The 22,253-nt window shown below is 55.4% G+C and carries 22 protein-coding genes; 2 read left to right on the top strand and 20 right to left on the bottom strand.

The genetic code is table 11. From position 1 onward, the window contains the following. Positions 1 to 5: 5 nt before the first annotated feature. The 8 genes from FA92_RS05930 to hinT form a co-directional block, all read right to left on the bottom strand. Positions 6 to 1,724, bottom strand: coding sequence for a ShlB/FhaC/HecB family hemolysin secretion/activation protein (locus FA92_RS05930; protein WP_033782657.1), 1,719 nt, complete (start codon positions 1,722 to 1,724; stop codon positions 6 to 8). Between the two features lie 549 nt (positions 1,725 to 2,273). Then, positions 2,274 to 3,578, bottom strand: a complete 1,305-nt coding sequence (locus tag FA92_RS05925) for an NAD(P)/FAD-dependent oxidoreductase (protein WP_033782655.1) — start codon at positions 3,576 to 3,578, stop codon at positions 2,274 to 2,276. Between the two features lie 212 nt (positions 3,579 to 3,790). Next, the gene (ycfP, locus tag FA92_RS05920; RefSeq protein ID WP_013357470.1) at positions 3,791 to 4,333 is read right to left on the bottom strand and encodes an alpha/beta hydrolase YcfP; all 543 of its coding nucleotides are present in this window, start codon (positions 4,331 to 4,333) and stop codon (positions 3,791 to 3,793) included. A gap of 40 nt (positions 4,334 to 4,373) precedes the next feature. Continuing rightward, positions 4,374 to 5,414, bottom strand: coding sequence for a beta-N-acetylhexosaminidase (nagZ, locus tag FA92_RS05915; RefSeq protein WP_013357469.1), 1,041 nt, complete (start codon positions 5,412 to 5,414; stop codon positions 4,374 to 4,376). A 39-nt stretch (positions 5,415 to 5,453) separates the two neighbouring features. Next, positions 5,454 to 6,236, bottom strand: a complete 783-nt coding sequence (thiK, locus tag FA92_RS05910) for a thiamine kinase (RefSeq protein ID WP_081917177.1) — start codon at positions 6,234 to 6,236, stop codon at positions 5,454 to 5,456. A gap of 16 nt (positions 6,237 to 6,252) precedes the next feature. Then, positions 6,253 to 6,852: a penicillin-binding protein activator LpoB gene (lpoB, locus tag FA92_RS05905; protein WP_033782651.1), complete on the bottom strand. Its 600-nt coding sequence runs from the start codon at positions 6,850 to 6,852 to the stop codon at positions 6,253 to 6,255. Between the two features lie 11 nt (positions 6,853 to 6,863). Beyond that, the gene (locus FA92_RS05900) at positions 6,864 to 7,232 is read right to left on the bottom strand and encodes a DUF1425 domain-containing protein (RefSeq protein ID WP_033782650.1); all 369 of its coding nucleotides are present in this window, start codon (positions 7,230 to 7,232) and stop codon (positions 6,864 to 6,866) included. A gap of 20 nt (positions 7,233 to 7,252) precedes the next feature. Beyond that, positions 7,253 to 7,603: a purine nucleoside phosphoramidase gene (gene hinT / locus FA92_RS05895; protein ID WP_013357465.1), complete on the bottom strand. Its 351-nt coding sequence runs from the start codon at positions 7,601 to 7,603 to the stop codon at positions 7,253 to 7,255. Between the two features lie 360 nt (positions 7,604 to 7,963). On the opposite strand from hinT, the gene FA92_RS05890 reads away from it, so the two are divergent. Together FA92_RS05890 and FA92_RS05885 are read left to right on the top strand one after the other, a co-directional pair. Further along, a complete protein-coding gene (locus FA92_RS05890) occupies positions 7,964 to 9,562 on the top strand; it encodes an MFS transporter (protein ID WP_033782649.1) in 1,599 nt (532 codons plus the stop codon). 3 nt (positions 9,563 to 9,565) lie between these two features. Further along, a complete protein-coding gene (locus tag FA92_RS05885; RefSeq protein WP_033782648.1) occupies positions 9,566 to 10,705 on the top strand; it encodes a glycoside hydrolase family 88 protein in 1,140 nt (379 codons plus the stop codon). Between the two features lie 55 nt (positions 10,706 to 10,760). Here the strand turns inward: FA92_RS05885 and ptsG are convergent, their stop codons facing one another. The 12 genes from ptsG to plsX form a co-directional block, all read right to left on the bottom strand. Next, entirely contained in the window at positions 10,761 to 12,197 is a 1,437-nt protein-coding gene (gene ptsG, locus FA92_RS05880) for a PTS glucose transporter subunit IIBC (RefSeq protein ID WP_013357462.1), read from the bottom strand. Between the two features lie 289 nt (positions 12,198 to 12,486). Next, positions 12,487 to 13,278: a metal-dependent hydrolase gene (locus FA92_RS05875; protein WP_013357461.1), complete on the bottom strand. Its 792-nt coding sequence runs from the start codon at positions 13,276 to 13,278 to the stop codon at positions 12,487 to 12,489. An 18-nt stretch (positions 13,279 to 13,296) separates the two neighbouring features. Continuing rightward, a complete protein-coding gene (gene holB / locus FA92_RS05870; protein WP_033782647.1) occupies positions 13,297 to 14,286 on the bottom strand; it encodes a DNA polymerase III subunit delta' in 990 nt (329 codons plus the stop codon). Then, positions 14,286 to 14,918, bottom strand: a complete 633-nt coding sequence (tmk, locus tag FA92_RS05865; RefSeq protein WP_033782646.1) for a dTMP kinase — start codon at positions 14,916 to 14,918, stop codon at positions 14,286 to 14,288. Before tmk ends, holB begins: the two co-directional genes overlap by 1 nt. After that, on the bottom strand, positions 14,908 to 15,927 hold the full coding sequence (yceG, locus tag FA92_RS05860; RefSeq protein WP_033782645.1) for a cell division protein YceG: 1,020 nt from the start codon (positions 15,925 to 15,927) through the stop codon (positions 14,908 to 14,910). The genes tmk and yceG overlap by 11 nt, the downstream gene beginning before the upstream one ends. Beyond that, positions 15,924 to 16,739 (bottom strand): aminodeoxychorismate lyase, encoded by an 816-nt coding sequence (pabC, locus tag FA92_RS05855; RefSeq protein WP_033782643.1) that lies wholly within the window; start codon positions 16,737 to 16,739, stop codon positions 15,924 to 15,926. Before pabC ends, yceG begins: the two co-directional genes overlap by 4 nt. Before the next feature lie 91 nt (positions 16,740 to 16,830). Further along, entirely contained in the window at positions 16,831 to 18,072 is a 1,242-nt protein-coding gene (gene fabF, locus FA92_RS05850) for a beta-ketoacyl-ACP synthase II (RefSeq protein WP_033782642.1), read from the bottom strand. 85 nt (positions 18,073 to 18,157) lie between these two features. Then, on the bottom strand, positions 18,158 to 18,394 hold the full coding sequence (gene acpP / locus FA92_RS05845; protein ID WP_003849865.1) for an acyl carrier protein: 237 nt from the start codon (positions 18,392 to 18,394) through the stop codon (positions 18,158 to 18,160). Positions 18,395 to 18,548: 154 nt separating this feature from the next. After that, positions 18,549 to 19,283: a 3-oxoacyl-ACP reductase FabG gene (fabG, locus tag FA92_RS05840; RefSeq protein WP_013357455.1), complete on the bottom strand. Its 735-nt coding sequence runs from the start codon at positions 19,281 to 19,283 to the stop codon at positions 18,549 to 18,551. Positions 19,284 to 19,293: 10 nt separating this feature from the next. After that, positions 19,294 to 20,226: an ACP S-malonyltransferase gene (gene fabD / locus FA92_RS05835; RefSeq protein ID WP_033782641.1), complete on the bottom strand. Its 933-nt coding sequence runs from the start codon at positions 20,224 to 20,226 to the stop codon at positions 19,294 to 19,296. Between the two features lie 16 nt (positions 20,227 to 20,242). Then, the gene (locus FA92_RS05830; RefSeq protein WP_031376570.1) at positions 20,243 to 21,196 is read right to left on the bottom strand and encodes a beta-ketoacyl-ACP synthase III; all 954 of its coding nucleotides are present in this window, start codon (positions 21,194 to 21,196) and stop codon (positions 20,243 to 20,245) included. Beyond that, positions 21,197 to 22,237, bottom strand: coding sequence for a phosphate acyltransferase PlsX (plsX, locus tag FA92_RS05825; protein WP_033782640.1), 1,041 nt, complete (start codon positions 22,235 to 22,237; stop codon positions 21,197 to 21,199). Between the last annotated feature and the right edge of the window lie 16 nt (positions 22,238 to 22,253).

The following is a 22,253-nucleotide window of genomic DNA, read 5'->3' as shown; positions in this document are numbered from 1 at the left end:
AGGATTTAGTAGTTCCAGTTCACGCTGAAACCAAACGTTACAGGATCGGTTTTGAAGCCGTCCGGTTTCGACAGAGGCATTCCGGCAAACAAGTCGTAACTGACACCGGCGGGCGTGATGCCACCGCGCAGCCCGATGACGCCACCCGCCAGATGACGTCCCAGTGGCCCACCCTGTGAGGCACTGTTGCCCCCTACCTCGCCATAGTCGGCACCCAGGTAGAGTTCCTGCGCAGGCAGCGGTGTCTGCCAGGCCAGCGTGTTCTGAACGGTCCAGCCCCGGCTGGCACTCAGGGTGCGTTCACCATCAAAACCGCGCACGGTCCAGCGGTTGCCAATCGCAAACTCATCCTGCGCTGTCAGCGGGGTGTTGCTCATCTGGCGACGGTATTGGATGTTGTAACTTAAATGCTGATTACCCAGTGCGAACGGCGTGGTGAGTCCCGCCTGCCAGGTCAGAATTTTTGATAGCGCGGTGGCATAGGTGGAATCCTGATAGGACTCCTCCCAGGCGGGCAGCGCGCCGAACCAGCGCGTGCCGCGCTGATAACTGACACCGGCGTCCAGCGTGGCGGCGCCGATATAGTGCCGGTGCGACAGGCCGAGTCGCCATGCGCTGGTACGGCGCTGCTGGCTGGTAATTTCGGTGTCGTTGATGAAGTTGCGTGACGCTTTGACCAGCACATCAGCGCTGACGGTGGTTCTGGCGGTCGCATTGCGGTAGATCACCCGACTGGCCTGAACATCCAGCGATCGGCTCTTACCGGCGTAGAGAAAGTCGCGGCTGTAACCGGCAACCGTCTGATGATAATCGTAGTCGCTGGCGGTAACGCCAAACAGCCAGTAGCCCAGAGGTACCGAGTAGTGTCCTGACAGGCTTTTGCTGCTTTTTCTGCCCGCAAATCCCAGGTCGCGGCTGGCGGTCAGGTAGAAGAGATCGCTGAGGGAGGTGGGATTATCCAGCGCCAGCATGATCCCGCTCTGGTAACGCCCGGTACTTTCGGTGCCCGAGTCATCCAGCCATGCGCCGAGTCGCCAGAAACGACGCTGCGTGCGTTCAATCACAATGTCACTTTCCCCCGGATTGAGGCCAGGGCGCAGCGCCATGTGCGCCTCTACCGTCGGCAGACGCTGCAGGTTCTCCAGCCCCTGTTCAATATCCCGCAAATCCAGCAGATTGCCGGCATGAGCGGGTAATGTCGGCCACAGGCTGACGTAGCGTGATGAGGCGGGTGACAGTTCCACATTGCGGATCCGGCCGGGCACAATCAGCAGCTGCAGCACGCCCTGACGCAGATCCTGCTGCGGAGCCAGTACGCGCGTTGTCACCCAGCCGTGATTAATCACCCGGTTTTGCAGCGTGCCCATTAACTGGCTAATCCCTTTTACGCCGAGACAGTGGCCATTCGCCTGACTGGCGAGACGTTGCAGAGGCACCCAGTGTGGCAGCGCTTCCTGCCCGGACAGGCTGACCTTCTGAATAACAAAGCAGGGGGTTTCCTGCGGAAACTTAAGACGGGAAGGTGACGGAACCGTTTCTGAGAGACGCACATCAGGCACCTGCGGCATCAGCCGCTGCTGACGCGCTTTCTGTTGCGCCTGCTGATGCTGCAATTGCTCATCACCGGGTGCCGCCTGCACCGTGTGCACTGCCAGGGCATTGATCAGCAGCGCGCCGGGCAGAAGTGCCAGCGCTGCGAGAAGTCCATTTTTATCGGGCCGCATAACCTGTCCATGTGGTTAAGATGTTACAAAATGTATATAGCTGCTTACTCTGCGCACATTATGCCGCCGCAATCTTAAATCTCAAGAAAAAATGCAGAAAAACTTACATAAAACTTACAATAGCAAACTGCGCGCCCCATTTAAAAAACGTACCATCCCTGACCAGAAATCCGCTCATAGCAGGGACAGAAGCCTGTTCAGCCGTGCATCAGCTCGTGTTGAATCGTCGACGCAGCAAGCTGGGTAAAATCTGCAGCACGGATGTTCCGACTTAAGTGGATGTCGGACACGCTGGAAAGAGGGTCCACGATTAAATCTGACCACCCGGACTTACCTCTTATTTAAGATGGCACGTAATTCCAGTCCCCCTTCCCTGTCAGCTGGCGATCGCTACAGGCAATTCATTAAGCCGTGTTAATCAATGTATTAATGCTGGCGAGATTAAGGTCTTTTTCTGCTGCCGGAATCGGTTTCAGCCACTTTTCAGGGCATAAAAAAGCCCCCTCAGAATGGAGGAGGCTCAGCCTTTACCAGATTAAGCGCAGTTGCTTAGTGCAGCTTAAGCCGCGGGCGGATAACCCGGTTGATGCTGCCGACCAGCATCATCAGGCCGGTTTTGAAATAGCCGTGCAGTGCGATCTGGTGCATACGATAAAGAGAGATGTAGACAAAGCGCGCAATGCGCCCTTCCACCATCATTGAACCGCGCATCAGGTTGCCCATCAGGCTGCCGACCGTACTGAAGCGGGAGAGCGACACCAGCGAACCATGATCTTTGTAGACATAAGCCTTCAGCGGTTTGCCGTGGCGCTGCGCCAGGATGTTGTCCATTGCGCGTGAGGCCATCTGGTGCGCTGACTGGGCACGAGGCGGCACAAAGCCGCCGCCCGGCAATGCGCAGGAGGCGCAGTCGCCAATGGCGTAGATGTCATCATCCAGCGTAGTCTGCAGCGTCTCTTTTACCACCAGCTGATTGATGCGATTGGTTTCCAGTCCGCCAATCTCTTTCAGGAAGTCCGGCGCTTTGATGCCCGCCGCCCAGACCATCAGATCGGCTTCAATAAACTCACCGCCTTTGGTATTCAGGCCATTCTGCTCAGCGCTGGTAACCATGGTCTGCGTCAGAACGCGCACGCCCAGTTTGGTCAGCTCCTGATGCGCTGCAGCAGAGATGCGCGGTGGCAGTGCAGGCAGAATACGTTCGCCCGCTTCGACCAGCGTTACGTTCAGCGCTTCGCGTCCCAGCCCTTTAAAACCGTAACTGTGCAGCTGTTTGACCGCATTGTGCAGCTCCGCTGACAGCTCAACGCCCGTTGCACCGCCGCCTACGATGGCGATGTTAACTTTCTCGACCTTGCCTTCGCTGGCAGAGAATTTCAGGAACAGGTTGAGCATTTCGTTGTGGAAACGGCGTGCCTGATGTGGGTTGTCCAGGAAGATGCAGTGATCTTTGACGCCCGGCGTGCCGAAATCATTTGAGGTGCTGCCCAGCGCCATCACCAGCTGGTCATAGGCCACTTCACGCTGTGGCACCAGCACTTCGCCCTGTGCGTTCAGCACTTCGGCCAGACGGATCACTTTGCGGCTGCGATCGATGTCGGTAAGCGAACCCAACTGAAACTCGAAACCGTGATTGCGTGCATGGGCAAGATAGCTCAGCGAATCAATGCCTTCATCCATCGAACCGGTAGCAACTTCGTGCAGCAACGGCTTCCACAGATGGCTATGGTTACGATCCACCAGGATAATCTCGGCCTTCTTTTTACGACCCAGTTTATGACCCAGCTGCGTCGCCATTTCCAGGCCGCCCGCTCCCCCTCCGACAATAACAATTCTCTTAACAGACGTAGTCAACAAAGACCCCCTCAAATTGTGAACCAAAAGTTAACCAAAGGTTAAATTAAACCTTAAGAAACATAGGGTTGGCGAAGTTAAAATCGCTATCTGCTCGCAGAATAGCATGGCGGGAAGAGGAGAACATAAGAATATTGATATACATCAAAGCGGGGAAATAAAACTCGGATAATTACGTAATGAAAACAGGCACCTTGCGGTGCCTGTCCTGCTTAACCTAATGTTTTGAAAGCTTTTATCCGCTGAAGATGTGGGGATATGTTTTTGAATTTATGCCCTTCTGTCTCGTCCCAGACAATTTCATAGAAAGGATGCAGCTGCCCGGCGGTGCGCTGGCTGTCCAGCGCCTCATCCTGACGGGAGAGAAAGGTCAGACAGCGGTCACGATTGCGTTCGCGAAAATCGCTGACGCATTTGGTGGCGATGTCCTGATACTCTTCTGGCCGGTCAATCTTCCCTTCCATGTTCTCCTGCGGAAAAAGGTTGGGATTGAAGATTGCCTGCCGGATACCACACAGAAAACCGATGCGCTCTGACCAGAAGCCGCCCAGCCCGACGCCGCAAATCAGCGGACGATCGTCGTCGGACAGCGTCAGCATTTTATCGGTCTCTTTCAGCAGAAACTGCATGTCATGTTTAGGATGGAGGGTGCTGTAACTGAGCAACCTGACATCAGGATCGATAAATTGCAGTTGCAGCACCTTTTCGTGATTGCCCGGACTACTGGAATCAAAACCGTGCAGATAGATGATCATGATAATCCTCAGGTTAGTGATAGCGCCGGGCAGTCACTGCTTACCACGACGCTTTGTGAGCCAGCCAGCGTTCCTGAAGTGCACTCAGTTGCTGGGCATTGTTTTTCCAGCGATGCGTTGCCTGCAGCTCATCGCGGGTGAACCTGCCCTGATGATACAGCTGCGTAACCCGCTCTGACCCGACCGGGATCAGGTTATCCAGCACGCTAATGGCACCCTGACGCTGATTGCAGACCAGAATCATGTCACAACCGGCAGAAAGGGATTGCTGCGCGCGCTCAGGATAGCTGCCCATCACGGCGGCGCCCTCCATTGAGAGATCGTCGGAGAAAATCACACCGTCGAAGCCCAGTTGCTCGCGCAGCACGGTTTTAAGCCAGTAGGGCGAACCACTGGCGGGCAGCGGATCAACGTCGGTGTAGATGACATGTGCAGGCATAATGGCATCCAGTGCCTGCTCGGTAATCAGCTTGCTGAAAATCGCCATGTCGTGCTCACGCAGCGTCTTTTCGTCGCGCGGATCGCGTGGCGTCTCTTTATGCGAATCAGCGCTGACCGCGCCATGTCCCGGAAAATGTTTGCCGGTCGTTTTCATGCCTGCCTCATGCATCCCCGCAATAAAGCGGCGGGCAACGGCAAGCGCGATGGCCGGATCGGCATGGAAAGAACGATCGCCAATCGCAGCACTGATATGACCAATGTCGAGCACCGGCGCGAAGCTGATATCGATATCCATGGCAATCATCTCGGCTGCCATCTGCCAGCCCGCCTGCTGCGCCATTTCACCGGCGGTTTCTGCATCGTGAAGCGCCGCAAAAGATTGCATGGCAGGCAGTTGGGTAAAGCCGTCACGGAAACGCTGCACGCGACCGCCCTCCTGGTCCACCGCAATCACCAGCCGGGCGTGAGAGGCCGCGCGGATCTGCCGCACCAGCTCTGCCAGCTGGGCCGGGTCGTGATAGTTTCGGGCAAATAAAATTAAGCCGCCTACCAGTGGATGCTTAAGGATCTCGCGCTCTTCGCCATCCAGTTCATAGCCCTCAACGTCGAGCATCAGCGGGCCGGGTAAATGTGATCTCATAACCTGAATCCTGTAGCGTTACGCATCTGCATAACGCGATTAAATCTGTTCCCAGCTCTGTCGGGCCAGCTGGTGTAATGTGTCGTCGTCACCCTGACCGGCACGCAGCTGATACCAGCTGGCCATCAGCAGACGCAGCCACGGCTGCCAGCGTCTGACCTGCTGCACCAGCACCGGAAGCGGCAGCTGCATCGCTGCGGCGTACTCTGCCAGCCAGTCGGTCTGATGCTGCGGATCGCTGGCACAGACGGCCGCCAGCTCCAGCGCCACATCGCCATCGGCGGCATATTCCCAGTCGATCAGACGCAGGCCCTCCGGGCCCTGTATGATATTTCCGGCATGCAGATCCATGTGCAGCGGTGCCAGCCTTAATGGCTGAGGTTCGCCCTGCTGCGTCAGACGTCTGAGCGCCCACAGCCAGCGGTGATGCCGCTGTGGCGAGAGCTGCCAGTAGCGCCATAACAGCGGCAACAACTGCAGGCGATAGCCGGTTAACGGCTGCTGATGCAGCTGCCGCAGCAATGCCACAATCTGCGGACGCTGCTGGCTGAAGCCTTGTTCATCCAGCGCGTCGCCTGCGCACCAGGTCAGCACAATACCCTGACGATGACCAGCAACGGGCTGCGGTGCCAGTCCGCTGGCTCGCATTTTTCGCAACAGCCGGAATTCGCGCTGGCGATCCACAAATGGAATTGCCGGTTGTGGCGCAGCCCGCGCGATGAAGGTACCGCGCGAGCTGACAATCTTCTGACTGTGACCGGTCAGACCGGCCAGCGGGATAGTTGATACCTTTCCTGGCTCGCCGGTCGCCTGCTGAATTATCCGTTGAAAGACGGGATTAATTCTGTGCAATGCCGTTGCCGGACCAGATGATCTCACCAGTCTGAACCAGCATCAGCTGCATCTGCAGAGCTGGCGCTTTAACATCGCCGCGTGCGTTACTGTAGAGCACATACTGGGCATTAACGTTGCGTGCCAGACCAATCGCTTTGCTGCGCGAGTTCAGGCTGTCCTCCGGCGATAATCCCAGCGTCTGCTTGGCCTGCGCCAACTGATCGGCAGAAACCAGCGTGAATTTGCCATTGTTGTTCAGCGCATTCTGGATAGCCGCTGTTGCTTTCTCGCTTTGCAGCGCGCCATTGGTGCTGTTTTTGATGCGGTCGACCAGCAACACGCTACCCGGCTCGGCGCTGGCGGCCTGCAACATCTGCGCCACCAGCGGCTGTACGCTGGCATCCCAGTTGATAGTGACCAGCTTCGGTGGCTGTGGCACAGGCTGAGGCTGCGGTTGTGGCACCGGCTCAGGTTGCGGAACAGGCTGCACCGGCTCGGCTGGCTGGGTCGGTTCAACCGTGGCGGGCTGCTGCTGTTTCACTACACAGCCGGTCAGAATGAGCGCCATCAGGAGCGCTCCGGTACGATTAACACTGCGTATCACGTAGAAAATCCTTAAAGATAGAGATAAAGACGAACCTTGCTGGCAGTCAGGTTACCCAGTTGCGAGGTGGCGACAATACTGCCCTGCGCCGGAACGGTAACGGTCTGCGCCGGTTCCTGCGGGGTGATTTCCAGACCTTTGTCGTCATACCAGTAATAACGATAGTGCACAACGACCGGTGTTTCGCGCTGATTATAGAGCACGCTGGTGGCTCGTTTCAGTCCATCGTTATCATCCAGCGTCGGTTCATCGGTAATGATCCCTGCTGACAGCACAGAAGACTCCATCACCAGCGATTGTGAAGTATTGATCATCGGTTTTTCACTGCTGCAGGCCGTCAGGCAGAGCAGGATCGGCAGGCCAGTCAGCCAGGATCGCATAGCTTTTTTCCGTTATCAGGTCAGTCTGAGAGCATCGGGCCCAGCGGTTCGCCGCCCAGCAGATGCATATGGATGTGATAGACCTCCTGACCACCATGTTGATTGCAATTCACAATCAGCCGATAACCATTCTGATCGATCCCTTCCTGACGGGCGATTTTCGCTGCGGTGGTAAACATACGTCCCAGCGCATGCTCATGGGCCGCTTCCGCCTCGTTGACCGTTGGGATCAGCACATTTGGCACGATTAAAATATGGGTCGGTGCTTTAGGCGAAATGTCGCGGAAAGCCGTAACCAGTTCATCCTGATAAACCACATCAGCGGGGATTTCGCGGCGGATAATTTTACTAAAAATGGTTTCTTCAGCCATGGTGCAATTCCTTGAGCCTGAGTCGTAATCAATCAGTATGCGGGAGAAATTTGTTTTCTTTCAACCTCAGTACCACTTTTCTTGCATTGTTCGCCTGCCTTTGCAGCAGCTCCTCTCCTCTGTCACCTGAACAGCATTCCAGATGCTCGCAAGCTGCCTGCCATACCATTAAAATGAAACGCTGTTTTATAAATTAGAATTTCGCCACCCTTTTCTTTATATGGCTGCCACTTCAGCCAACGCGTTAGCCAAATTGCGAAGGTTTAGCCGCCCGGTCAGCTCTACTTTGCTAACCAGTCCGGGTGAGAAGTCCGGCGTCACCAGGGATATACCGCCATATAACATCAAGGAGCATTAGCCATGCGCTCACGTAAAATTGGTCTTGGCCACTATCTGGCCTATGGTTCCGGAGATTTTCTCGGAGCAGGCACCACGGCGCTTACAGCCGCCTGGTTGCTCTATTTTTATACCACCTTCTGTGGATTAACCCCGATTCAGGCCACCTTAATCTTTGCTACCGCTCGCGTGCTGGATGCCGTGGTCAGCCCGCTCATGGGCTTTATTACCGACAACTTTGGCTCAACCTGGCTGGGCAAACGCTTTGGCCGCCGCAAATTCTTTATCCTGTCAGGCATACCCTGTGTATTCAGTTATAGCCTGATGTGGGTCAGCGACATGAGCTTCTGGTGGTATCTCTGCACTTACCTGCTGTTTGATATCGTCTACACCATGATCCTGGTACCTTATGAAACGCTGGTCCCGGAAATGACTGACGATTTCAAACAGAAAACCCGGTTCTCCGGCGCGCGTATTGGTCTGGCGCAGCTCTCAGCCATTCTGGCCGCATTTCTACCCGGTATTTTACTGGGTATGCTGGGCAAAGATAATCCCGACTCCTTTTTCTACGCCAGCCTGGTGTTCTCGGTAATCTGCGCACTGGTGCTGACGCTGGTGTGGTGCTTTACCTGGGAACGTCACCCGGATGATTTCTCTGCCGAGTCGCGGCGTGCTGAACAGGAAAAACAGCAGCTGACGCTGATGCAGAATCTTAAACGGCTCTATGTTGAACTGGCCTCAACTTTACGTATTCGCATCTTCCGCCAGCACCTTGGCATGTACCTCGGCGGCTATATCGCCCAGGATGTGTTTAATGCCGTCTTTACCTGGTATGTGGTGTTTGTGCTGATGCAGAGTGCTCAGGTTGCCTCCAGCCTGATGGGCACCATGGCAGTGCTGCAGTTTATTGCTGTGATGGCGATGATCCCGCTCTGTATCCGCATGGGGCCTGCACCTGCCTACCGTCTGGTGGCCATCCTGTTTGGCCTGGCGTCGCTCTCCTATGCCGGATTGTGGTATGCCGGCATGAACGACAACATGTCACTGCTGTTAGTGATCTCTGCCCTGGCAGGTCTGGGACGTGGCGGCATTAACTATGTGCCATGGAACACCTACACCTATATCGCGGATGTCGATGAGGCCATCACCGGTCAGCGCCGTGAAGGCATTTTTGCCGGCATTATGACCCTGACGCGTAAAGCGTCGCAGGCGGGTGCCGTCATGCTGGTCGGTATCGTACTGCAGCTCTCTGGTTTTGTCTCTGGCCAGGCAACCCAGGTACCCGGCGTCAGCCACACCATCCTGGCGATCCTGAGTATCGGTACAGTGGCCGTTCTGGCCTGCGGCTTTATCGTGTCACTGCGCTTTAAACTTAATCTGCAGACCCATACTGTCCTGCGCCAGGAAACGCTGAAAATGCGTGAAGCGAACCGCATCGTGCCGGAAAGCATCACCCCGGAAGCACGCGGGATAGTTGAAACACTGGCTGGCATGCCTTACGAAAATCTGTGGGGCAACAATAACATTGGCTTTCTTAATCGGAATAAGCCAGCGCCGGAAAAATTGTCCGCGCATCCCTCTTTACACCCTTCTATAAACTCGACCTTAAAACGACAGGAATAAACCATGACTGTATTTCCCGTTAAACACAGCAAATTATTGTGCCAACCTGAGCATCTGCTGCCACGCAGCGAACTGGTACAGCTGATTCAAAAGCTGACACAAAATCTGGTTAACATCACCGATGAGACAGGCGAATTTTTATTGCGGCTGGACGATGGCCGGGTGATTGATACCAAAGGCTGGGCGGGTTGGGAATGGACACATGGCATCGGTCTGTATGGCATGTTGCACTACTATCAGCAAACCGGCGACCAGCAGACGCTGGCGATCATTGATGAATGGTTCACTGAGCATCTGGCGGAAGGAACGCCGACCAAAAATGTGAATACCGTTTGTCCTTTTCTGACGCTGGCTTACCGTTATCAAGAGACCGGTAACCCGGCCTGGGTGCCGGTACTTGAGCGCTGGGCTGAGTGGGTCATGTATGAAATGCCGCGCACCGAACAGGGCGGCCTGCAGCACATCGTCTATAACAATGAAAACACCCAGCAGCTCTGGGACGATACGCTGATGATGAGCGTCATGGCGCTGGCCAAAATCGGCCAGTTGCTGAAACGCGATGAGTGGGTGGAAGAAGCGAGCTATCAGTTCCTGCTGCACACCCAGTATCTGATGGATCGTGAAACCGGCTTATGGTTCCACGGCTGGAACTTCGACGGTCGCCATAACTTTGCTGATGCACGCTGGGCGCGTGGCAACAGCTGGGTGACGATTGTGATTCCTGACTTCCTGGAGATGATGAACTGGCCTGAGCATCACGCGACCCGCCGCTTCCTGCAGCAGGTTCTGGAGACCCAGGTCAAAGCGCTTAAGGCCTGTCAGCACAGCAGCGGCTTGTGGCACACTCTGCTTGATGACCCGAACAGCTACCCGGAAGCCTCTGCCACGGCAGGATTTGCCTATGGCATTCTGAAAGGGGTTCGCAAGCGCTATCTCCCCGCGGAGTATCTGGAGGTAGCAGAAAAAGCGCTGCGCGGCGTGATTGCGAATATCGATGACGATGGCGAGCTGAAACAGGTTTCCTTTGGAACCGCGATGGGCAGTGACCTGGACTACTACCGCACTGTTCCTCTCACCTCAATGCCTTACGGTCAGGCGATGGCCCTGCTCTGCCTGACTGAGTACTTGCGCGTTTACCTGTAACACGCGCCCCAAAAAAAAGCCCCGCTTAGCGGGGCTTTTTCATTTCGCTGAATCATTACATGCTGCGGATGTAATCATCCATATCGGTTTTCAGGTTATCGGATTTAGTCCCGAAAATTGCCTGCACACCGGAACCGGCTACCACCACGCCACGGGCGCCGAGGTTTTTCAGTTCAGTCTGATCCACTTTAGCCACATCAGCGACGCTGACGCGTAAACGGGTGATACAGGCATCCAGGTTAGTGATGTTCTCTTTACCACCAAACGCCGCCACCAGTTTGCCCGCCATCTCTGTACCGGTCGCGGTAGATTGCTCGCTGTTGCTGCTCTCTTCACGGCCAGGCGTTTTCAGATCCAGTTTGGCGATCAGCACGCGGAATATGGTGTAGTAAATCAGGCCGTAGATGATACCGATAATCGGGAACAGCCAGATTTTGCTGCTGTTGCCGCTCAGCACGATAAAGTCGATAAGACCGTGTGAGAAGCTGGTACCATCACGCATACCGAGCAGGATACAGATTGGGAATGCCAGACCTGCCAGCAGCGCATGGATCACATACAGGATCGGTGCGACGAACATGAATGAGAATTCAATCGGTTCGGTGATACCGGTCAGGAATGCGGTCAGCGCAGCGGAGATCATAATACCGCCCACTTTAGCGCGATTTTCAGGCTTCGCTGAATGCCAGATAGCAATCGCTGCCGCTGGCAGACCGTACATTTTGAACAGGAAGCCGCCAGAGAGTTTACCTGCGGTCGGGTCACCCGCCATATAGCGTGGGATATCACCGTGGAACACCTGACCTGCCGCATTGGTGTATTCACCAATCTGCATCTGGAAAGGAACGTTCCAGATATGATGCAGACCAAACGGCACCAGTGCGCGTTCGATTACGCCATAAATACCAAAGGCGACAACCGGGTTCTGATAGGCCGCCCACTGCGAGAATTCCTGAATCGCGGAACCAATCGGTGGCCAGATAAAGGAGAGCAGCACGCCGAGAATGATAGCGGCCAGACCGGAAATAATCGGCACAAAACGTTTACCGGCAAAGAAGCCCAGATATTCCGGCAGTTTAATGCGATAGAAGCGGTTGAACATATAGGCGGCGATGGAACCCGCGATAATACCGCCCAGTACCCCGGTGTCGGCGAGGTGTTTAGCCTCGATCTCTGCCGCAGGCATATGCAGCACCAGCGGCGCAACCACCGCCATGGTTTTCACCATGATGCCATAGGCAACAACTGCTGCCAGCGCCGAAACGCCATCGTTATTGGTAAAGCCCAGCGCCACACCGATAGCAAAAATCAGCGGCATGTTGGCGAACACCGATCCACCCGCTTCTGCCATTACATGCGAAACCACTGCAGGTAACCAGCTAAAATTGGCTGAACCGACCCCTAACAAAATACCGGCTATCGGCAGAACCGATACCGGCAGCATCAGCGATTTACCGACCTTTTGAAGGTTGGCAAAAGCATTTTTGAACATAGCGTGAAGCTCCTGAGTATGAGTGCATATTTGCGCAATGCGCATGGCAAAGAGGGAGGATTCTTTGCCGGGCTGGCGGTGACCGCCTTTTGATTTATTACGAAGGGTAAAATAAATCCCCTTTTGTTACTTTGATGGCTATCACGTTTCGACAATCACAGGGGCGCACTTTACGAAATTTCTCACTGACGTGCATCGGTAATTGACGATAAAAAGCTGACCCTGTCTGAAAAAATAGGGTCATATAGGCAGGTTACAGATTAATTACAGAGGCTGAAATAAAAGCCGATCAGGCGCCGAGCTGGCTCATCGGAATATGGAACAGCGTTGAGAAATTTTGCGTGGTGGCGGCAGCCAGCGTTTCCACATCGACACCTTTCAGTACCGCCAGGTAATCGGCAACATCGCGCGTATAAGCAGGCTGATTCTCTTTGCCACGATACGGCACGGGTGCCAGATAAGGTGAATCCGTTTCCACCAGCATCCGGTCCAGCGGCACATAACGCGCGGCTTCGCGTAGCTGTTCAGCATTACGGAAGGTGACGATCCCGGAAAAGGAGATATAAAAGCCCATATCGAGCAGCTTAGCGGCGGTAGGCTGATCCTCAGTGAAACAGTGCAGCACGCCGCCGCAGCGCTCAACCTGCTCTTCACGCAGAATCGCCAGCGTATCTTCGCGCGCATCACGGGTGTGGACGATGATCGGCTTATTCAGCGCGATCCCGGTTCGGATATGTTCCCGGAATGAGCGCTGCTGCTGATCTTTGGTCTCTGGCTGATAGTGATAATCCAGCCCGGTTTCACCGAGCGCTACCACCTGAGGATCGGCAGAGAGCCGGCGAAACTCTTCAACGTCATAAGCCTCTTCCTGATTCAGCGGATGCACGCCGCAGGAGAGCGCAATATTTTTCCGCTCGCCGACCAGGCTCTTCAGGGTATGGAAACCCGGCAGCGTAGTGGCGATAGCCAGCATAAATTTCACATCACGTGCCGCCGCTTTAGCGATCACATCATCAAGGTCACGATGGTTCTTTTCATAATCCAGGCCATCGAGATGGCAATGGGAATCCACAATAAACATAATTACTCTCAGATAGGTTTAGCCGACCAGCGCAGGCTTCTGTTGGTCCGCCCAGCTCAGAAGCTGATCGGTCAGCAATAATTCGCGATTCACTGACGCCACATGCAGTAACTGCTCGCGACAGCGCATCCATGCCAGGGTACTGCTGTTGAGTGCGCTGGCTGAAAAGTATCCGGCCAGCAACTGCACCACATCCTGGCGGTCAATATTACTCAGCCACTGACCTGCATTTTGCTGCCATTTCATCGCATCCAGCAGCAAAGAGAGCAGCCAGCCGATACGTGCTGCCGCATCGTCAGCATTCAGCGCAGGTAACAGTTGCAGGATGTCCTGCTGCAATGCCGCGGGCAGCGCATCGCAAAGCTTTTGCCGCGCCTGCCACGGCCCGTTTTCCAGCAGGCTCAGCGCCGCGCCCGGCGCGCCTGCGCTCAGGCGTAGCGCCGCCAGCAGCATCTGTTCATCGTGCGAGGACTGTTTCTTCAGCCAGAGCAGGCTTTGTCCTTCATCGGGCGGCGTCAGATGCAGCGTCATGCAGCGACTGCGCAGTGTGGCCAGCAGACGTGACGGATCGCGGCTGCTGAGGAAGAACCAGCTGTTGGCTGGCGGCTCTTCCAGCGTTTTCAGCAGGGCGTTAGCGGCCGCTTCTGAAAGCTGTGCAGCATCCGGCAGCCAGACCACTTTCGCGCCGCCCTGCTGGCCAAAGTGATACATTTTTTCTGTCACCTGCCGCACCGCATCGATGCCCAGGGTACTTTTGCCCTTCTCCGCCTCTAACCGATACCAGTCAGGGTGAGTATTAGCCTGCATCAGCTGGCAACCGTGGCACGCTCCACAACTTTTCAGTCCATCCGGCTGCTGGCACATCAGCCAGCGGCTCATCCCCCAGACCAGCGCGTCATCGCCCATGCCAGCCATCGCCTGGATCAACAGCGCATGATGCGCGCGATTCTCCTGATGCTGGCCAATCACCTGGCGATAAGGCTGATTCAGCCACGGATACCAGTTCATCACGCCTGCTCCGCCAGCCAGCTCGCCAGCGCCAGCTGAAGTGACACTGTCACCTCGGTCAGCGACTGAGTGGCGTCGATGGTCAGGATAGTGGGATCTTCTGCAGCAAGGGCCAGATAGCGCGCTCGGGTACGTTCAAAGAAGCGCAGCGACTCCTGCTCAATACGATCCAGCTCACCACGCGCACGGGCGCGCTGCAGACCGATCTCAGGCGTGACATCAAGATAGAGCGTCAGATCGGGACGAAAATCGCCTAATACCGCATCGCGCAGCGTCTGCATCAGTCCGCTGTCAAGACCCCGACCGCCACCCTGATAAGCCTGCGAGGAGAGATCGTGACGATCGCCGATTACCCAGGCACCGCGAGCCAGCGCCGGTTTGATTACGGTCTCTACCAGCTGAACCCGCGCGGCATAGAGCATCAGCAGTTCGGCTTTATCCGTCACCTGCTCACCTTCAATACCCTGCTTAACCAAAACCCGAAGCTGTTCTGCCAGCGGCGTACCGCCAGGCTCGCGGGTAAAGACCAGATCACTGATACCACGGGCATGCAGCGTAGCGACAATGGCGTCGCGCGCGGTGGTTTTTCCGGCGCCTTCCAGGCCTTCAATGACGATAAACTTACTGTTCATTTTTTTCCTTCAGCGTCTGCCGGTAGACCTGCACCGCCTTGTTATGGCTGGCGAGATTGGTGGTAAACGTATGTCCACCCTTGCCGTCTGCAACAAAGTAGAGATAGTTCGTTTTCTCGGGATGGGCCGCTGCCTGCAGTGAGGCTTTGCCCGGCATCGCGATCGGTCCAGGCGGCAGGCCATTAATAATATAGGTATTGTACGCGCTGGCCGTCTCAAGATCTTTGCGGGTCAGTGTACCGTTGTAGCTGTCACCCATGCCATAGATCACCGTGGGATCGGTCTGCAAACGCATACCTGTGCGCAGGCGATTAATAAACACCGAGGCCACGCGCGCGCGCTCTTCGCTGACGCCGGTCTCTTTCTCAATGATCGAGGCCATGGTCACCAGATCCTGTGGCGTTTTGTAAGGCAGATTATCCGCCCGTCCCTGCCACACCTCATCGATGGTTTTCTTCATCCGATCATGCGCGCGTTGCAGCAGCGCCATATCGGTCGTGTTGGCGGTGTAGAGATACGTGTCCGGAAAGAAGTTGCCCTCCAGTTGCTCTGGCTCCACGTTGAGTGCGCTGGCAAGGGTGGCGAACTGATCATCTTTCAGAGTGTGGCGGATATAGGGCGCTTTACGCAGCTCGCTGAGCCACTCTTTCAGCCTCTGCCCCTCCACAAACCGCACCGGGAACTGCGCCTCTTTACCACTGGCCAGCAGCTGTAACAGCGCGCGCACCGTCATGGTCGGTTCAAGGCGATAGGTGCCCGCCTTAAAGGTCGCCAGCTCCGGCTCCAGACGCAGCAGAGCGCCAAACCAGATACTGTGCGGAATGATGTTTTTCTCTTCCAGCTGCGCCTGGAGTGCAACCCGGCCTGTACCGGCTGGCAATGTGTAGATTGTTTCCTGCTTAATGGTCAACGGGGTGGCCGCAAACTGCTTAACCTGCCAGTAACTCAGCACAGCCGCGAGACCCACAATCGCCAGCAGGCTGACGAGAATTTTTTTGCTTCGAATCATGATGCATCCATTATCTTTTTACTGCTAGCGTGCAACTGATTAAACAGCGAGCGCTCAGTAAACTGTACGGCTTCTATCTGTCGGACCGGCAGAACCGGCATCAGCGCGTTACATATCACCACTTCATCAGCATCCAGCAGCTGTGCCGGTTCGCTTTTTATCACCTGACAAGCGTGACCTGCTGCTGCAAGTTGCGCCATCAGACTTCGCCGCATAATGCCGTCCACGCCTGACGCGGATACATCGGGCGTAAAAATTTGTCTGCCCTGCCGCCAGAATAAATTGGCCGCACAGCATTCCACCACCCAACCTTCAGTGTCAAGCACCAGCGCCTCGTCAGCGTCTGTCTGGTCAAGATGAGCCCGAATCATCACCTGCTCCAGACGGTTAAGGTGCTTGATACCGGCAAACTGCGGGTTTCGCGCCAGACGAACCGGACTCAGCCGGAGTGAAGCACCATGCTGCTGTAACCCGGCGTAGTGTTGCGGCCAGGGCGCTAATGAGACGATGCGCGTGGGTTCACCACAGCCCAGGCGGCTATAACCCCGTCCGCCGCTGCCCGCGCTGATGATGACTTTCAGCACTGCCTGCGCCTGCTCCTGTGCGGCCTGTCTCATCTCAGCCTCCAGCTGATCCCAGTCGACGCCGCCGATCCATAACCGCTCGCAGCCTGCTTTAAGGCGCAGCAGATGGCTCTCCAGCAGCAGGATTTTACCCTGAAGGACGGCGGCGGTGGTAAAGCAGCCATCGCCGAACTGCATGCCGCGGTCGCTGGCAGCCAGCGTCGATTGTTTGACTCCGTTAATCCACATCGTTCTCTCCTGAGCGTGAGACGTGATTTCAGCGCATTTTGCAGGATAAAAAAAGGCCCGCATCGCGGGCCTTTTTAGCAATCTGCAACGATTACACTTTACGGAAGATCAACGAACCGTTGGTTCCGCCGAAACCGAAGGAGTTACACAGCGTGTACTCCAGTCCAGGAACCTGACGCGCGGTGTGAGGCACGAAGTCGAGATCGCAGCCTTCATCCGGATTGTCCAGGTTAATGGTCGGTGGAACGGCCTGGTCGCGCAGTGCCAGAATCGAGTAAATCGATTCAACAGCGCCTGCGGCACCCAGTAAGTGTCCGGTCATTGATTTGGTTGAGCTCACCATCACACTGCTGGCTGCTGCCCCGAAGACCGATTTCACCGCCTGCGCTTCAGCTTTATCACCGGCTGGCGTGGAGGTGCCGTGCGCGTTGACATAGCCGATCTGCTCTGGCGTAAGCTGAGCATCACGCAGCGCATTGATCATTGCCGCCGCGGCACCCGAACCATCTTCTGGTGGTGACGTCATGTGGTAGGCATCGCTGCTCATACCGAAACCTACGATTTCTGCGTAGATTTTCGCACCACGTTTCTTCGCATGTTCGTACTCTTCGAGCACCACAATGCCAGCGCCGTCACCCAGCACAAAACCATCACGATCTTTATCCCACGGGCGGCTGGCCGCTTGCGGGTTGTCGTTACGGGTTGAGAGGGCGCGTGCTGCACCAAAACCACCGACGCCTAATGGCGTGCTGGCTTTCTCTGTGCCACCCGCCAGCATCACGTCAGCATCGTTATAGGCGATGATACGTGCGGCATGACCGATGTTATGCACACCAGAGGTACAGGCTGTCGCGATAGAGATGCTTGGACCTTTCAGGCCATACATGATGCTGAGATGACCCGCCACCATGTTAACGATGGTTGAAGGCACAAAGAATGGGCTGATTTTACGCGGGCCGCCGTTGACCAGTGAGGTATGATTCTCTTCAATCAGACCTAAGCCACCGATGCCGGAGCCAATTGCTGCGCCCATACGGCTTGCATTTTCATCGGTAATAACCAGACCGCTGTCCTGCATGGCCTGCATACCGGCCACAATGCCGTACTGGATGAAGGCATCCATCTTGCGCTGATCTTTGCGCGAGATGTAGTCATCACAATTAAAATCTCTTACCAGACCTGCAAAACGGGTTGCATAAGCACTGGTATCAAAATGGTCGATCAGGGTAATGCCGCTCTGACCGGCAAGGAGAGCACTCCAGGTAGACTCTACGGTATTGCCGACAGGAGACAACATGCCAAGACCAGTCACAACTACACGACGCTTAGACACGTTCGTCCTCCAGGGAGGGGAAATAGGGAACTATGTGGGACAAACAAAAAAATCAGGCGGTCGAGCGACCGCCTGAAGATATTCATTAGCCTTTATGGCTATTGATGTAGTCGATCGCTGCCTGAACGGTAGTGATTTTCTCAGCTTCTTCGTCTGGAATCTCAGTATCAAACTCTTCTTCCAGAGCCATCACCAGCTCAACGGTATCAAGAGAATCGGCACCCAGGTCTTCTACGAAAGATGCAGAGTTGGTGACTTCTTCCTCTTTCACACCCAGCTGCTCACTGATGATTTTCTTAACGCGTTGTTCGATATCGCTCATACTATTTAATTTCCTATCAAAACTCGCTTACGCGATGGTTTTCGTAGTGTATAAAATGGTGAAAAAGATGCAACAAAATCCCGGCTGGTCGAACCACGATTTTGCGTTATTTTGCGGTTTTAACCGCAAATAAAGCAAATGATTTCGTGATTTATCAGACCATGTACATTCCGCCATTGACGTGCAGCGTTTCACCTGTGATGTAGGCTGCTTCGTCAGAGGCTAAAAATGCTACAGCATTGGCGATTTCCTGTGCGTCGCCTAAGCGACCCGCAGGGACTTCCGCCAAAATACCGGAACGTTGATCTTCGTTCAGTGCCCGCGTCATGTCAGTCTCAATAAAGCCTGGAGCCACGACGTTGACGGTAATGCCACGTGACGCGATTTCGCGCGCCAGTGATTTGCTAAAGCCAATCAAACCCGCTTTTGCTGCTGCGTAGTTTGCCTGGCCCGCGTTACCCATGGTGCCAACAACGGAACCAATGGTGATGATACGGCCCACGCGCTTTTTCATCATGGCACGCAGGACCGCCTTAGAAAGGCGGAATACCGATGTGAGGTTAGTATCCAGGATATCCTGCCACTCATCGTCCTTCATGCGCATGAGAAGATTATCACGCGTAATGCCTGCATTATTGACTAAAATATCCACTTCGCCAAATTCAGCGCGAATATTCTCTAAAACGCTGTTAATTGAATCAGCGTCAGTCACGTTCAGTAACAGGCCTTTACCCTTGTCGCCAAGGTAAGCACTGATGGCGTCGGCGCCACTCTGGCTGGTTGCAGTTCCTACCACTTTGGCACCACGTGCCGCCAGGGTTTCTGCAATCGCACGACCAATACCGCGACTCGCGCCGGTAACCAGCGCAACTTTACCTTCAAAGCTCATGATTTTCCTCTTATTCCTTACCGAGTGCAGCCGCCAGGGATGCCGTATCGTTAACGGCAGCCGCTGTCAGGGTATCGACAATACGTTTGGTCAGACCGGTCAGGACTTTACCTGGACCCATCTCCAGCAGCTGTGTCACGCCCTGTGCCGCCATCACTTCCACGCTCTCGGTCCAGCGAACCGGGCTGTAGAGCTGACGAACCAGCGCATGACGGATGGCCGCAGCGTCAGTTTCCGCTTTCACATCGACGTTATTGATCACCGGCACCGCTGGTGCATTAAACGTAATGCTCTCCAGCGCAACCGCCAGTTTATCAGCGGCAGGCTTCATCAGTGCACAGTGAGAAGGCACGCTGACCGGCAGTGGCAGGGCACGCTTAGCGCCCGCAGCTTTACAGGCAGCGCCTGCACGCTCAACGGCTTCTTTGTTACCCGCAATAACCACCTGGCCTGGCGAGTTGAAGTTAACCGGTGAGACAACCTGGCCCTGCGCGCTCTCTTCACAGGCTTTGCGAATAGCCGCGTCATCCAGGCCAATAATCGCCTGCATTGCGCCGGTGCCTTCTGGCACCGCTTCCTGCATCAGTTTGCCACGCAGTTCTACCAGCTTCACTGCGTCAGCAAAGTTAAGCACACCCGCACAAACCAGCGCCGAATATTCGCCCAGGCTGTGACCGGCCATCAGGACAGGCTGTTCACCGCCCTGCTGCTGCCAGACGCGGTAGATGGCCACAGAGGCAGCTAACAGTGCAGGCTGAGTCTGCCAGGTTTTGTTCAGCTCTTCAGCCGGACCCTGACTCACTAACTGCCACAGGTCATAACCCAGCGCGTCAGAGGCTTCACGGAAGGTCTCTTCTACCAGCGGATACGTCGCCGCTAATTCAGTCAGCATGCCCACGGTCTGTGAACCCTGACCTGGAAAAACAAATGCAAATTGCGTCATCTTCTGTTCCTGTCAATCAAAAGCGAACCAGCGCAGAACCCCAGGTGAATCCACCACCAAAGGCTTCCAGCAGAATAAGGTGTCCGGGTTTGATGCGGCCATCACGAACCGCTTCATCCAGTGCGCTTGGCACCGATGCAGCAGAGGTATTGCCATGGCGATCCAGTGTGACGACCACTTTGTCCATGGTCATACCGAGTTTTTTCGCGGTAGCGCTGATAATGCGCAGGTTCGCCTGATGCGGAACCAGCCAGTCCAGCATTTCACGATCGAGATTATTAGCCTGCAGCGTTTCATCAACGATGTGGGCCAGTTCGGTGACGGCGACCTTGAAGACTTCGTTACCTGCCATGGTGACATAGGCGGGCTGATCCTGATGGGCACGATCCTGATAAGGCAGCGTCAGAAGCTGCGCATAGCGACCATCAGCATGAAGGTGAGTAGAGATAATCCCCTGCTCTTCACTCTGGCCCAGCACGACCGCACCCGCGCCATCACCAAACAGGATGATGGTGCCGCGATCTTCCGGATCCAGCGCACGCGCCAGGACATCAGCGCCGATAACCAGAGCATGCTTAACTGCGCCATTTTTGATGTATTGATCGGCTACGCTCAGTGCATAGGTGAAACCCGCACAGGCGGCAGCAAGGTCAAATGCCGCGCAATCTTTAATCTCCAGCATTTGCTGGATCATGCAGGCGGAGCTGGGGAAAGCATGGCTGGACGAGGTTGTGGCGACAATAATCAGCCCAACATCGTTCGCCTCAATGCCTGCCATTTCAAGCGCGCGTTGCGCCGCGCTGAATCCCATGGTGGCGACGGTTTCGTCAGGCGCAGCAATGCGACGCTCACGGATGCCGGTACGTGTAACAATCCACTCGTCCGACGTCTCCACCATTTTTTCCAGATCGGCATTGGTGCGAACCTGGCTGGGCAGATAACTGCCCGTACCGATAATTTTGGTATACATCTAGGCTTTGTCACTCCTGGCTAATACAGCATCAAGGCGCGCAGCAATTCGCTTGGGAATTTGCTGCCTCACCGCCTGCTCTGCCTGTTCTATCGCCACGGCGAAGGCGTGTTGATTTGCTGCGCCGTGACTCTTGATCACTGTTCCGCGCAATCCTAACAGACAAGCGCCATTGTACTGGTCAGGGTTGAGTTGCCCGAAGCGTTTCGCCAGACGTTTCTGGATTAAGCGCCCCAGCAACTGAAGCCACCATGACCGTTTTTTACCTTCCCCTGATGACTTCAGCAGAGAAAGAAACATTCTTACCACGCCTTCCATCGTCTTCAGCGTGACGTTTCCGACAAAACCGTCACAGACCATCACATCCGTTTTGCCGGTGAGCAGCTCGTTACCTTCGAGGTAACCAATATAGTTGATTTGCGGTGATTCTCGCAGCACTACTGCGGCATCGCGGATGGTTTCCAGCCCTTTGGTCTCTTCATGACCAATGTTGAGCAACGCGACACGGGGCCGTGGAATACCAAGCACATGCTCAGCCATCACCGACCCCATCACAGCAAACTGCACCAGCATCGCACTGTCTGAGCCCACATTCGCACCCAGATCCAGCACCACGGTTTTACCCTGTTGCTGATGCGGTAAAACGGACATCAGCGCCGGACGCTTAATTCCATCCAGCGGTTTTAATAAGAGTGTCGACAGCCCCATCAGCGCACCGGTATTGCCGGCGCTGATGCAGGCCTCTGCACGTCCCTCTTTCACCATCTCCAGTGCCACGCGCATTGAACTGCCGCGACTGTTCCGGATGGCCTGAGCGGGCCGCGCATCACTTGCAATAACCGATTCGGCAGGGATCACCTGCAAACGCCCCGTCAGGGAGGAATCCGCTTTGGCAAGCAATGGCGTGAGAGTGTCGGGATGTCCGACCAGAAGAAGGAATAGTTCCGAATGAGAGGCCAGTGCCTGCAATGCTGCAGGCACTGTCACGCAGGGACCGAAGTCCCCGCCCATGGCATCAATCGCCAGGGTCAAACGTGTCAAGGTATCGCCTTGCTAA

It is taken from the genome of Pantoea sp. 9140 (genome assembly GCF_000745295.1).
Classification (GTDB): domain Bacteria; phylum Pseudomonadota; class Gammaproteobacteria; order Enterobacterales; family Enterobacteriaceae; genus Pantoea; species Pantoea vagans.
This window is presented reverse-complemented; position numbering and strand designations above follow the sequence as displayed.